Raw genomic sequence first — 13,854 nt, 5'->3', positions numbered from 1 at the left:
AGAATGCCTGTTCCACCCCATGCTCGCGGTTACGCGTCCTTCGGCGGCTCGGCCGGTCGCACGTCCGCGGAGTCGACCCCCGATTGGACGTATCCACCCACCGCGCCCGCCGGTGCGCCGAACATCGTCGTCGTGCTCGTGGACGACATGGGTTACAGCGATATCGGCCCGTTCGGTTCGGAGATCGAGACGCCGACCCTGGACCGTCTCGCGGCCCGCGGTGTTCGACTCTCGAACTACCACACGACGCCACTGTGCTCGCCCTCGCGCGCGGCGCTGCTGACCGGCATCAATTCCCACCGTGCGGGATTCGGCTTCGTCGCCAACGCCGACCCCGGCTACCCCGGCCTGCGCCTGGAACTGGCCGACGATGTGCTCACGCTCCCGGAGATACTGCGCGGCAACGGATACGCCACCTACGCGGTGGGTAAATGGCATCTGGTGCGCGACGCCACGATGAACCCGTCGGCGCATCGGGACTCCTGGCCGACCCAGCGCGGATTCGACCGCTACTACGGGTCTTTGGAGGGTCTGAACTCCTTCTACTATCCCAACCAGCTGGTCTCGGACAGCTCGGTGGTCGATGTGGAGGAGTACCCGCAGGGCTACTACCTCACCGACGATCTCACCGACAAGGCGCTGTCCTACATCAAGGACCTGCGCGCGCACGACGCGGAGAAGCCGTTCTTCCTGTACTTCGCGCACGTGGCGATGCACGGGCCGCTGCAGGCCAAGGCCGAGGATCAGGCCAAGTATCGGGGTCGCTACGACCAGGGCTGGGACGAACTGCGCAGGCGACGCTTCGCCGAACAGCTGGCCCAGGGCTTGTTCCCGCCGGGCACCGAGCAGAAGCCGCGCAATACCGAGCCGGGTTACGAAGCGGCGGAGTGGGATTCGCTCTCGGCCGACGAGCAGCGACGCTACGCCAAGTACATGGAGGTGTACGCGGGCATGGTCGACAGCATCGACCAGAGCCTGGGTCGCATCGTCGACCTGCTCGACGACCTCGGCGAACTCGACAACACCATCATCGTGTTCACCTCCGACAACGGCGGCACCGCCGAGGGCGGACCGGAGGGCACGCGCTCCTATTTCGCCGAGTTCGCCCATGTCGACGATCCCGACTGGGTGGGCGATGTCCCGCACGACGAGGACCTGATCGGCACCGCGAAGCTGGGCGTGCACTACCCGCGCGGCTGGGGTCAGGCGTCCAACACCCCGTTCCGGTTCTACAAGGGCCAGACCTTCGCGGGCGGGGTGCGGGTACCGCTGGTGGTGTCGTGGCCGAAGGGGTTGCCGCGCACCGACACCGACTCCGGTATCCGCCACGAATACGCCTACGTCACCGATCTCGCGCCGACCCTGCTCGAGTTGGCGGGCCTGGACCGTCCTTCTGTCCGCAACGGACTGCCCGCCAAAGACTTCGACGGCATCTCCGCGGCCGAGCTGTTGCGCGATCAGACAGCCCCGACGCGGCACACCGAGCAGTACTCGGAGATGACCGGTCACCGCGGCTTCTACCGTGACGGCTGGAAACTGCTGTCGCTGCACGACTCCGACGCCGACATCGACGCCCCGAACTGGCAGCTGTTCGACGTGCGCGCCGACCCCACGGAGCTGCACGATCTTTCGGCGCAGTACCCGGACAAGGCCGCCGAACTGGCCGCCGCCTGGGACGAATCGGCGTGGGCCAACACCGTGTTCCCGCTCCTGACCCGCGCCGACCTGTTCCGCCGTCGCCCGGAGGAAGCGCGTTTCGCCGCTCCGGTGCGGCTGCTGCCCGGTACCCCCACCCTGGAGCGCTACCGCTCCCAACGCCTCATCGCCTACCGCGACTTCACCATCACCGCCGATCTGACCGGTACTCACCAGCGCCCCGTGCAGGGCTTCCAGCCCGGCGACGAGGGAGTGCTCGTCGCACACGGCGACCCGCTCGGCGGGTACGTGCTCTACGTCGAGGACGGCGAAGTAGTGCTCGGTGTGAACAGCTATGGGCGGTACACGTCGGTGGGCGTGCCGCTGCCCGTCGGGACGCGCGAGATCACCGTGCGAGCCACCGTCGAGCCGCGTCTGCGCTGGGACTTCACCATCCAGGTCGACGGCACGCCGCTCGCGGAGCTCACCGACCAGGTGCAACTGGTGGGCATGGCGCCGTGGACCGGGATCTCCGTCGGCGTCGACGCGCGCGGCCCGGTCTCGTGGGATCTACGCGAACGCCGTGGACCGTTCCGCTATACCGGGAGCCTGCGTGCGATCACCTACACGCCCGGCCCCGTGCAGGTCCCGCAGCGCACGATCGACGCGGTGGAGCGCGAGGCCGAGTACGCCGCGGAATGACGGACCGCCACTCATTCGACGAGCGCCGCTCAGCGCGGGGCCCCGAGGATCGAGTCGCGACCAGGTCGGATACCGTTTACCAGCCGGAAAATGCCACGCAGACAGGACGCAGGAGATGGACGACAGTTCCCTGATCTGGGACGACGGTGCGCTCGTCACCATCGACCAGCGCGGACTGCCGCACGAGGTGCGGGAACTGCGCCTGCGCACCGTCGACGAGATCATCGAGGCGATCACCACCCTCGCCATTCGCGGCGCTCCGGCGATCGGGATCGCGGGCGCGTTCGGCGTGGTCATCGCCACCAGGGCGCACACTCACGGCGGCTCGGTGGACGCTCCGGGTCACCCGGTCGGCGATGCGGGTCGTCGAGCCGGCGGCGTGGTCGACGTGGCCGCTGTGCAGGCCGAGGCCGACCGGATCGCCGCGGCCCGGCCGACCGCTGTCAACCTGGCATGGGCGGTCGACCGGGTGCGAGCCCGGATCGCCGAGGGCGCCGACGCGGTGCTGGCCGAGACTCTCGACATGCTCGCCGAGGACGGACGGGTCAACCTGGCCGCCGCCACCCACGCCGCCGACCTGGTGCAACGCCTGTGCGGTGCGCGGCCCCTGCGCCTGCTCACCCACTGCAATACCGGGCGCCTGGCCACCAGCGCGGTGGGGACCGCGATCGGCGCGTTGCGGGTGCTGCACGAGCGCGGCGCCGTCGCGGACGTGATCGTCGACGAGACCCGCCCGCTGCTGCAGGGCGCGCGCCTCACCGCGTGGGAACTGGCCGAGGCGGGCATTCCGCATCGCCTGACCATCGACTCCGCCGCCGCCTGGGCGATGGCGACCGGGCAGGTCGACGCCGTGCTGGTCGGCGCGGACCGGATCACCGCCAACGGCGACGTCGCCAACAAGATCGGCACCTTCACCCTGGCCCTGGCCGCCCGCCACCACGGCATCCCGTTCATCGTGGTCGCGCCGGAGTCCACCCGCGATACCGCGATGGCGACCGGCGCGCAGATCGTGGTGGAACAGCGGGCCGCCGCCGAGGTGACCGGGTTCGGTGGGGTCGCGACGGCGCCGGCCGACACCGCGGCGTTCAATCCGGCTTTCGACGTGACGCCCACCGACCTCGTCACCGCGGTGGTCACCGAACACGGTGTCGTCTACCGCAATTCGGATTCGTTCGATGACCGGGGCCGGGCGATTCCCGCCGGCGCGGGCAGCGCGCCGGGTCCGGCAGCGGACCCGGCTTTCGCCGAACAAGGTCTGGCGATCGCCACCACCGCGCGCCAGCTCTACCAGCGGGGGTGGATGCCGGGCACGGCGGGCAATATCTCGGTGCGGATCGCCCCGGCCCAACCGGGCGGGGGCGAGGACGCGCTCATCACCGCCAGCGGTTTGTCCAAAGGTGAACTGGGCGCGGACGACACGGTGCTCGTCGCGATCGCCGATACCACCCCGCGCCCTGGTCAGCGCCGGAAACCCTCCGCGGAGACCAGCATTCACACCGCCGTCTACCGCACCCGCGCTGCCGGCGCGGTCGTGCACGTGCACTCCCCGTTCGCCACCGCGCTGGCTACCACCGCCGCGCGCCCCGGTGACGCGGTAACCCCTGTGCGGATCAGCGGTTTCGAACTGCTCAAAGGATTCGGGCTGGCAGACCCATCGACGGTCGTGATCCCAGTGTTCCCGAACTGGCCGGATGTGGCGCGGATCGGCGCCGACATCGACACCTACCTGCGCGAAAACCCTGCCGCACCACCGATTCTGTTCATCACCGGGCACGGGATCACCACCTGGGGTGACACTCTTGCCCAGGCGCGCGATCGCGCCGAATGCCTGGAAGCCCTGTGCGAGTTGATCGCCCGCACCGGACGCACCGACGCCACGCCCCTCGAGATCGGACCGACATGACCCTGCTGCAAGTGATGGCCGCCGACAACGCCGCCGACGTCCGGGTGCGCACCACCGACCCCACCGAGATCGGCGCCGAGCTGGCCCAGCACGGCATCGCGTACTCGCACTGGGATGTGCGCGCCGACGCCGCCGCCACGGACTCCGACACCCTGCTCGCCCACTACGGTCCGCAGATCGCCGAGCTCAACGCCGCCGGCCGTTACCAGCACATCGACGTCGCCCGCATCCACCCGGACGCCGACAACCCGGAGTGGCCCGCCACGGCCGCCGGTGCGCGCGCGAAGTTCCTCGACGAGCACCGCCACGCCGAGGACGAGGTGCGCTTCTTCGCCGCGGGCCGCGGCTGCTTCTACCTGCACGTGGGTGACGCGGTGCTCGCGACGGTCTGCGAAGCGGGCGACCTGCTCTCCGTCCCCGCGGGCACGCTGCACTGGTTCGACATGGGCACCACCCCCGACTTCATCGCCATCCGCTTCTTCGAGGAGGCCGACGGCTGGGTCGGCGACTTCACCGGCGACAAGATCAGCGCGGGCTTCCCGACGCTCGACGAACTGCTCGGGTGACCCGCGCGATCGTCCTCGACATCGAGGGCACCACCAGCCCCACCGACGCGGTCCGCACCGACCTCTACGGCTACACCTCCGCCCACCTGACCACCTGGCTGTCCGAGAACACCGACGGCACAGCGGATTCGGTGCTCACCGCGACCCGCGAGCTCGCCGGTGAGCCCGCTGCCGGCCCCGACCGCGTCGCCGAGATCCTGCGCGGCTGGCTGGAATCCGACGTCAAAGCCGAGCCGCTCAAGACAGCACAGGGCGCGATCTGCGCCCAGGGATTCCGTGCGGGCGCCCTGCACGGCCGCTTCTTCGACGACGTGGCACCTGTCCTGAAAGCCTGGCACGCCAACGGCTTCCAGCTTTTCGTGTACTCCTCGGGGTCCGAACGCAACCAACGCGATTGGTTCACCTTCGCCGACGCCGGCGATCTGTCCGACCTCATCACCGACCACTTCGACCTGGTGACCGCGGGCCCCAAACGCGAACCCGCCTCCTACGAATCCATCGCCGACCGGATCGGCGTCCCCCCATCGGACATCCTGTTCCTCTCCGACCACCCGGACGAACTCGACGCCGCCGTCACCGCGGGCTGGCAAGTCGTCGGCGTACACCGCCCCGACGAACCCAACCCCCCACGCCCGCCCCACCGCTGGGTGAGTTCCTTCGCTGACATAGATCCGTAGTTACCGACCCACTAGTCTGCTTCCATGAACGACCAGGGGCCAAGCCTCGAACCCGCCCCGCAGCAGACAGATCCGCCGGCACCAGCCTTTGTCCCGACGATGCCGCCGACCGTCGCACAGACCGACGTCGACCCCTTCACCCAGCTCGCCCCTGAGATCCCGGGACTGGACGCCCCGGACGCGATCTTCGCGCTGACACCCGGCACAGCCGCACAACTGGCCCGGCACAACGCGCTGCGGGCGGCGCCACGGTACATCGGGATCGTCCTCGCGATCGCAGTGCCGACGAGCACCATCGCGCTGCTCTGGATCGGCCTCCCCCTGGCATCGATCCTGGTGCTCCAGAGTGTGGTCGTCGCGTACGTGCTCGTCGTCATGTACTTCTCGCTCCGTCGCCAGTTCCGGAGCCTGTCCCGGTCCGATGTCACGACCGGCAGTTGCGCTATCGCGCTCGGTGACGACGCGCTCGACTTGGCCGAGGGCTCCTCGCGCACCCGGATCGGGTACGACCGCATTCGCACCGTCCGAGCCACCCGCCGAGTCGTCACCCTGAGTTTCGACAATCGGCATCTCGCACTGCCTCGGCCGCTGTTCCCTGACGCTCCGCTCACGCAGTTGCGCCTGCTCATCGCCACCGAGCCCTCGCCCCGCCCGTCTGCGCTGCCGCCGTTCCCTCGGCTCCCACAACCCCAGGTGCACACGGTGATCGCGGCCGACACCGCCCGCCGTCTCACCATCGCGCGACGCCTCGAGCCGTGGCGCCGGGCCTCGGGGCAGCTCGCCACCGTCCTGCTGCTGGTCGAGGCCGGTGCGTTCGGCGCACTGGAATTCGGCATCCCCGGTGCGCTGTCGGCACTGGTCATCGCGTTGCTCTTCGGGCTGACGGTCCGGTTCTGGATGCGTCGACCGTCGGAGAACGCCTTGCGCCAGTATCAGGGACTGTTGCCCGTCGCGAGTGGCCTCGCGGCACAGTTCGGCACCGACGCAGCCGTCCTGGGCGGGGCAACGTTCCTGCTGCGCGCGCCGTATTCGATCGTCACCAAGGTCGTCGTGCGCGCGGACTGCGCGGTCCTGAACTACGGCAAGACCGCACTGGTCTATCCCAGAGCGTTGTTCCCGCCGGAAATCTGCCACCGCCTGCGCGAGCTCGGCGTCACGGTTGTCGAACGCTGACTCCCAGCGCTTGTCAGCCGACCTGAGCCCGGACTGCCCCTAACGTCCCCCGCTGCACCGCCCCGAACACCCGTCGTGCGTGGACCGCGACCGGGCTCGTCGACCACGGTGCCAGCGTGGTGGTGAACATCAGTTCGCACCAGGACAGGGCGGGAATCTCGCCCGCGGCGAGGGTGGCGATGAGGGAGAGTTCGGTGTCGTGGCCGAGCCAGGCCGCGACCAGCCAGGAGGCGTCGAGGCGGCCGAGGAATTCCTCCGCGTCCTCGGGCGGGCCGTGGGGGGTGTCGACGGCGAGGTGGACGACGGCGGCGATGGCGTGGCGCATCTTGGCGTCCATGCCGATAGCGTCGTGCAGCAGCAGACTTTCCAGTGCCGAGCGCAGTTCCATCGAGGGATCGAGTGCTAGTTCCTGCATGACGAGCCTTTCCTGTGGTTCGGTCTGCTGGTCGAGGCCGCCGGTGATCGCCCGGAGTGCCGGAACAGTCTGTGGCATTTCCGGATCGACCAGACCCGTCAACGGTCCCGACGACCAGTCGAGCCTGCCGAACGCCTGGCACCAGTCCAGTGCCGGATTGTCGTCGGTGACAACCAGATCCAGTGCGAGCCCGGCCATCGACGCGGTGCAGGCCAGGGTGATGGCGTCGAGCCCCTCTTCGCTGACCGCCAGGTGCAACGTCACCTTCTCCACCCCGGTGTCCTCGCGTGCTCGGCCCGCGAGCCAGATCGCGCGGCCCGCGGCCCCCATTGCGGCCGTGAGTTGGTCACCGCGCGGATGGTCGGCGTCGGCGTCGATGAACGGGCCGTACCAGATCGCCCTGCCCTCCGCGTCGCAGACCGCGAATGTCGCCGAGACACTGTCGCCCGCGGCGGCCAGACTTATATGGGCGTCCAGCCCCTGCTCCGTCACCCTCATCAAAATCCCCATTTTCCGATTCGAGCCGAATATCGGTACGCCCCCTATCCAATCGGTCATGAACACACATGTCCACAGGGCGCGCACAAATATTTGTCCCCGGTGAGGTACATACACTCGCCAGTGAATTCACAGGACCGGCAGTACCCCAGACGGGAGTACCGCATTCAGTCCGCAACCGGGCGAAATCGACCGGTTGGCTTGTATGTTTCGACAATGCCCTTCGTACACTCCGATTCTGTGAACGTCCATTTCCGCACCGATGCCGTCCACGGTCCGACGCTGCTGCTGGCCCATGGATTCCTCATGGACGAATCCATGTTCGACCCGATCCGGAAAGTCTTGGCGCACACCGATATCAATGTCGTCGCCTGGGACGCCCGGGGTCACGGCCGCACCGGATACGGCGACAACCCGCGCTTCGATTACTGGGATCTGGCCACCGACGGCCTGCGGGTACTCGACGCGCTCGGCATCGAGCACGCGATTGTCGGCGGCATGAGCCAGGGCGGTTACACGGCATTGCGAATGGCACTGCTCGCTCCCGAACGCGTCACCGGACTGGCACTGCTCGATACCGAGGCCGACGCGTGCACCAGGGACGACGAAACCTATTACGAGAACTTCTTCGACGAATGGTGCGGCACGGGCGCATTGCGGCCGCTGGCCGAAGACCTCGCGCCACGATTGATCGGCGGCACCGATGCGCAGATCTGGCAGACCTGGATCACCCGCTGGCTGGCCGGCGATCGCAGCGCCATTCGCCCGGCGGCCGACTGCCTGATCGGCCGCGATTCGGTGCATGGGCGGCTCGGTGAGATCACCGTGCCCGCGCTCGTGCTGCGCGGCGAACACGATGACAGCAGCACCGCGGACAAGTGCGCGCGGCTGGCCGACGGGCTGTCGGGAGCGAGCGAGGTACGCACGGTGGCCGGCGCGGGACACGGCTGCGCGCTGACCCATCCCGAGCAGGTCGCCGCGGCGCTGGCCGGACTGGTCACGGCCTGCACCCCGTACGCCGTCGAGCCGGTGGCGGTCGCCGGGATCTAACGGTCGGGACCGCGAACGCCCAGGTAGTACTGGATGCGGCCGGGGTAGGCGACGGAGTCGAGCCGGAACAGCTGGACGTCGACGGTGTAGTTCTCGCCGGTGTGCAGATCGCACAGCCGCATCGCGGTGTGCTCGCGGCCGTAGACGGTGTCGCCGTCGTCCCAGATGCGGCGGAAGTCGCGATACTGCGCCAATTCGTCGAGCAATTCGGTGGCCCAGTCACCGCCGCCCTGCTGGCCGATCAGACCGCGCAGCCAGTGCACGGTGAGCGTGGACTCCGTCTCCCATTCGACCATTACTTTGCGCGACAACGGGTTACCGAAGAACCAGCGCAGAATATTGACGTCCTCGACCAGCCCGGGAAACGCGCGGTCGTAGGATTCGTTGACCGCCAGTACGTTCCAGCGCGTGTCGACGTAAGCCGCCAGATCCGGTTCCTGCAGCGCCAATGTGCGGCGCATCTCGGTGCTGATCTCGGCGCGCAGATCCTCGACGGTCGGGTTGTCGACCGGGGCGAGCCCGGCAAGATCGAAAAGATGTCTGCGTTCGATATCGGTCACCGGCGCGATCCGGTGGAGGTAGCGCACGAGCGCCTCGATCACGGCGTGCGTGGGCCGGTCCCGGTCCCCACTCTCCAAATGGGTGATGTAACTGGAGCTGACCCCCGCCGCGAAGGCGAGCTTTTCCCTCGAAATCCGCCGATCGTCGCGAAGTCGCCGCAGCAACCCGCCGAGCGTCGGCGGTTTCGGCGGCCCGTCAGGCCCGTCGAACGATGGCTTCGGTATCACCCCAACCCTCCCTGTCTGCACGGGCTCATCCTGGATGACTATTCAACCTCGAGCCAACCGCCGACCGGAAAAGATGCCGTTTCTTTATATTGGCGCCCCGTCATTTGGGTAGTTACCGCTGGGCAACTGTGTGCGCGGTCACGAAATGTGGTGTGCTGAACCGAATTAAAAGGATTCCAATTCGTTCCGTTCAGCAGTGCTATAAGATTCCGCACCGCTCGACCACGACCGTCGCGATCCCCACCCCGCGGACACCCCGGGGCCGACCGATCGGCCCGGTTCACCGCGGATCGACCCGCAAGCGCCTCCCGCGGAGCACGGCGCTCGCCCGGAATCAGTGGACCCGGCCGCCACCGTCGACCGACTCGAGCGCCGCGTCGACTCGGACTCGACCCGACCATAGTTGTGTGTGGCGTCACATCAGCGCTGTTCAGCGGGCACACCGGGTGTGTAAACAAATGTAAACCGCGGGAGAACCAGTCGTTTCCGAAGCATCACCGCCGGCCCGGCGACGGACCCCCCGATCGCCGCGTTCTGCCAGCTCGCGGCTCGTTCACCCTGGTGAGCCCCCGATCGCGGGCGTCGTCGCGAACCTCCCCCGTGACCACGACATTTCGCCGACCTCACAGCTCACCGGGGCCCGAATCCGGATGTGAAAAGTTCGTTTTGCCGAAGGAGTCCGCCTCCTTACAGTTTCCCCCAACAGCCCGATTTCACAGCTCGAAGGGGGCGTCGTGGTTAATTCGCGCACGCAAGGTCCGTCGCCCGCCGATTTCGGCGACACATTGCTGAACCTCGGTAAGTATTTCCAGCGGGGCGAGGTCTCGCCCGACAACCGGTCCGTCTACAAGGTCGGTGGCCGCGATGCCGACGAGTTCTACCGCGACCGCTGGTCGCACGACAAGGTGGTGCGCTCCACCCACGGCGTGAACTGCACCGGCTCGTGCTCCTGGAAGATCTACGTCAAGGACGGCGTGATCACCTGGGAGTCCCAGCAGACCGACTACCCGTCGGTGGGTTCGGACAAGCCCGAGTACGAGCCGCGCGGCTGCCCCCGCGGTGCGTCGTTCTCCTGGTACACCTACTCCCCGGCCCGCGTGCGCTACCCATATGTGCGCGGCACGCTGCTCGACCTGTACCGCAAGGCCAAGGCCGAGCTCAAGGACCCGGTGCTGGCGTGGGAGTCCATCGTCGAGGACCCGGCCAAGGCCAAGGCTTACAAGACCGCGCGCGGTAAGGGCGGTTTCGTCCGTGCCGAATGGTGGGAAGCCGCCGAAATCGCCGCCGCCGCGCATGTTTACACGATCAAGCAGTACGGCCCCGACCGGGTGGCCGGCTTCTCGCCGATCCCGGCGATGTCGATGGTCAGCCACGCCACCGGCGCCCGCTTCGTCTCGCTGATCGGCGGCTACATGCTGTCGTTCTACGACTGGTACGCCGACCTGCCGGTGGCCTCGCCGCAGGTGTTCGGTGACCAGACCGACGTGCCGGAGTCGGCCGACTGGTTCGACGCGGGCTACCTCATCATGTGGGGCTCCAACGTCCCGGTGACCCGCACCCCCGACGCGCACTACATGACCGAGGCGCGCTACCGCGGCCAGAAGGTCGTGGTGGTCTCCCCCGACTACGCCGACAACACCAAGTTCGCCGACGAATGGGTGGCCGCGCGCCCCGGTACCGATGCCGCGCTGGCGATGTCGATGGGCCACGTGGTGCTCAAGGAGTTCTTCATCGAGAAGCAGACTCCGATGTTCACCGACTACATCAAGTCCTTCACCGATCTGCCGTACCTGATCTGCCTCGACGAGGCGGCCGATCAGGGCGGCGCCCTTCCCGGCAAGTTCCTCACCGCGGCCGATCTCGGCCACACCGGCGAAGGCGTCGAACACAAGCCGGTCCTGCTCGACCAGGCGGGCAACCCGGTGGTGCCCAACGGGTCGCTGGGCCACCGCTTCGGCGAGGGCGACGCGGGCAAGTGGAACCTCGACCTCGAGGGTGTCGACCCGCTGCTCACCCTGCTCGGTCACTCCGACGACGCGCCGGCCACCATCGCGCTGCCGCGTTTCGACACCGACGTCGCCGGGTCGATCATCCGTGGTGTTCCGACGAAGATCGTTGCGGGCAAGCGCGTTACCACGGTCTTCGACCTGTTGCTCGCCCAGTACGGTGTCGGCCGCGACGGTCTCCCGGGCGAGTGGGCGAAGGGGTATGACGACGCCGAGTCGCCCTACACCCCGGCCTGGCAGGAGGCCATCACCGGCGTTCCCGCCGTGCAGGCCGCCCGCATCGGACGCGAATTCGCCGACAACGCGGAACGTTCCGGCGGTCGCTCGATGATCCTGATGGGCGCGGGCACCAACCACTGGTTCCACTCCGATCAGATCTACCGCGCCTTCTTCACCCTCACGCTGCTCACCGGCTGTCAGGGCAAGAACGGTGGTGGCTGGGCCCACTACGTCGGCCAGGAGAAATGCCGTCCCGTCACCGGTTGGGCCACTCTGGCTTCGGCGAGTGACTGGCAGCGCCCGCCGCGTCAGATGCAGGGCACCGTGTTCTGGTACCTCACCAATGATCAGTGGCGCTACGACCCGTTCACCTCGGACTCGTTCGCATCGCCGCTGGGCAAGGGCAAGTTCGCCGGTCGCACCGCCGCCGACAACATCGCTCTGGCGAGTCGTCTCGGCTGGATGCCCAGCTACCCGACGTTCAACCGCAACCCGCTGGACCTGGCCGACGAGGCCGCCGAAGCCGGCAAGACCCCGGCCGAGCACGTCGTCGACGGGTTGAAGTCCGGCGACCTGCGCTTCGCCTGCGAAGACCCCGACGCCCCCGAGAACTTCCCGCGTGTGCTCACCGTGTGGCGGGCGAACCTGCTCGGCTCCTCGGGCAAGGGCAACGAGTACTTCCAGAAGCATCTGCTCGGCTGTGGCTCCAATCTGCAGACCACCGATGCGACCGGAGTACGCCCACAGGAACTGGAATGGCGCGAGGAAGGCGCCGAGGGCAAACTGGATCTGCTCCTCGCACTGGACTTCCGGATGACCAGCACCACGCTGTTCGCCGACATCGTGCTCCCCGCCGCCACCTGGTACGAGAAGCACGATCTGTCGTCGACCGACATGCACCCGTTCGTGCACGCGTTCTCCCCCGCCATCTCCCCGCCGTGGGAGGCCAAGACCGACTTCGAGGCGTTCCACCGGATCGCGCGCGGCTTCTCCTGGCTGGCCGAGAAGCACCTGGGCACCCGCAAGGACATCGTCGCCGTGCCGTTGCAGCACGACTCCCCCGATGCGCTGGCGCAGGCAGGCGGCAAGGTGCTGGACTGGAAAGCCGGTGAGTGCGAGCCGATTCCGGGCAAGACCATGCCCAAGATCGTGGAGATCGAACGCGACTACACCAAGATCGCGGAGAAGCTGGCCGCGCTCGGACCGCTGGTGGAGAAGCTGGGTCTGACGACCAAGGGCGTCACCACCTTCCCCGAGGAAGAAGTGGCGTACCTGGCCGGGCAGAACGGCACCATCGTCTCCGGCATCGCCGCGGGCAGGCCCTCGCTGGCCAAGGACACCCACGCCGCCGAGGCCATCCTGTCGCTGTCGGGCACCACCAACGGCCGCCTGGCGGTCGAAGGGTTCGAGGCGCTCGAGCGGCGTACCGGCACCGAGCTGGTCGACCTGGCGAAAGAGGCCGAGGGCAAGCGGATCACCTTCGCCGACACCCAGGCTCGTCCGGTCCCGGTGATCACCTCGGCGGAATGGTCGGGCTCGGAATCCGGTGGACGCCGGTACTCGCCGTTCACCATCAATGTCGAGCGGCTCAAGCCGTGGCACACCCTCACCGGTCGCCAGCACTTCTACCTCGACCACGACTGGATGATCGAACTCGGCGAGCAACTGCCGATCTTCCGTCCACCCCTCGACATGTCGGCGCTGTTCGCGGAGCCGAGCATCGGCAATGTGAGCGGCAACGGCCTGACGGTGCGGTACCTGACACCGCACTCCAAGTGGTCGATCCACTCCGCCTACCAGGACAACCTGCACATGCTCACGCTCTCGCGCGGCGGTCAGACGATCTGGATGTCGGATGTCGACGCCAAGAAGATCGGGGTGGCCGACAACGACTGGATCGAGGCGATCAACCGCAACGGCGTCGTCGTGGCCCGGGCGATCGTCTCGCACCGCATGCCCGAAGGCACGGTCTTCATGTACCACGCCCAGGACCGCGCGGTCGACGTGCCGCGCATCGAAGGCGCCGAGGACACCACCAAGGAAGCCAAGGGCAAGCGCGGCGGTATCCACAACGCGCTCACCCGGGTGCTGATCAAGCCCTCGCACCTGATCGGCGGCTACGCCCAGCAGTCCTTCGCCCTCAACTACCACGGCCCGACCGGTAACCAGCGTGACGAAGTCACCACCATTCGCCGCCGCAACCAGAACGTGGAGTACTGACA

At 67.9% G+C, this 13,854-nt stretch carries 9 protein-coding genes; 7 read left to right on the top strand and 2 right to left on the bottom strand.

The window, feature by feature from the left end; all coding sequences use genetic code 11:
* The first annotated feature begins 3 nt into the window (after positions 1-3).
* From ACFVJ5_RS16200 to ACFVJ5_RS16180, 5 genes are all read left to right on the top strand, one after another.
* The gene (locus ACFVJ5_RS16200) at positions 4-2,337 is read left to right on the top strand and encodes an arylsulfatase (RefSeq protein WP_379220852.1); all 2,334 of its coding nucleotides are present in this window, start codon (positions 4-6) and stop codon (positions 2,335-2,337) included.
* Between the two features lie 115 nt (positions 2,338-2,452).
* A complete protein-coding gene (gene mtnA, locus ACFVJ5_RS16195) occupies positions 2,453-4,240 on the top strand; it encodes an S-methyl-5-thioribose-1-phosphate isomerase (RefSeq protein ID WP_379220850.1) in 1,788 nt (595 codons plus the stop codon).
* Positions 4,237-4,806, top strand: coding sequence for an acireductone dioxygenase (locus ACFVJ5_RS16190; RefSeq protein WP_379220848.1), 570 nt, complete (start codon positions 4,237-4,239; stop codon positions 4,804-4,806). The genes mtnA and ACFVJ5_RS16190 overlap by 4 nt, the downstream gene beginning before the upstream one ends.
* Positions 4,803-5,483, top strand: a complete 681-nt coding sequence (gene mtnC, locus ACFVJ5_RS16185) for an acireductone synthase (protein ID WP_379220846.1) — start codon at positions 4,803-4,805, stop codon at positions 5,481-5,483. Before ACFVJ5_RS16190 ends, mtnC begins: the two co-directional genes overlap by 4 nt.
* A gap of 24 nt (positions 5,484-5,507) precedes the next feature.
* Positions 5,508-6,656, top strand: coding sequence for a hypothetical protein (locus ACFVJ5_RS16180; protein ID WP_379220845.1), 1,149 nt, complete (start codon positions 5,508-5,510; stop codon positions 6,654-6,656).
* A 13-nt stretch (positions 6,657-6,669) separates the two neighbouring features.
* Here the strand turns inward: ACFVJ5_RS16180 and ACFVJ5_RS16175 are convergent, their stop codons facing one another.
* Complete coding sequence (locus ACFVJ5_RS16175) at positions 6,670-7,569, bottom strand: hypothetical protein (RefSeq protein WP_379220843.1); 900 nt, start codon at positions 7,567-7,569, stop codon at positions 6,670-6,672.
* 240 nt (positions 7,570-7,809) lie between these two features.
* Between ACFVJ5_RS16175 and ACFVJ5_RS16170 the strand changes: the two genes are divergently transcribed.
* Positions 7,810-8,619: an alpha/beta fold hydrolase gene (locus tag ACFVJ5_RS16170; protein WP_379220841.1), complete on the top strand. Its 810-nt coding sequence runs from the start codon at positions 7,810-7,812 to the stop codon at positions 8,617-8,619.
* Here the strand turns inward: ACFVJ5_RS16170 and ACFVJ5_RS16165 are convergent.
* The gene (locus ACFVJ5_RS16165) at positions 8,616-9,407 is read right to left on the bottom strand and encodes a helix-turn-helix transcriptional regulator (protein WP_379220840.1); all 792 of its coding nucleotides are present in this window, start codon (positions 9,405-9,407) and stop codon (positions 8,616-8,618) included. The two genes, ACFVJ5_RS16170 and ACFVJ5_RS16165, sit on opposite strands and share 4 nt — an antisense overlap.
* Before the next feature lie 734 nt (positions 9,408-10,141).
* On the opposite strand from ACFVJ5_RS16165, the gene ACFVJ5_RS16160 reads away from it, so the two are divergent.
* Positions 10,142-13,852: a nitrate reductase subunit alpha gene (locus ACFVJ5_RS16160; RefSeq protein ID WP_379220838.1), complete on the top strand. Its 3,711-nt coding sequence runs from the start codon at positions 10,142-10,144 to the stop codon at positions 13,850-13,852.
* Positions 13,853-13,854: the final 2 nt, after the last annotated feature.

Origin of the sequence: Nocardia sp. NPDC127606, assembly GCF_042671725.1 — a bacterium.
GTDB lineage: Bacteria > Actinomycetota > Actinomycetes > Mycobacteriales > Mycobacteriaceae > Nocardia.
This window is presented reverse-complemented; position numbering and strand designations above follow the sequence as displayed.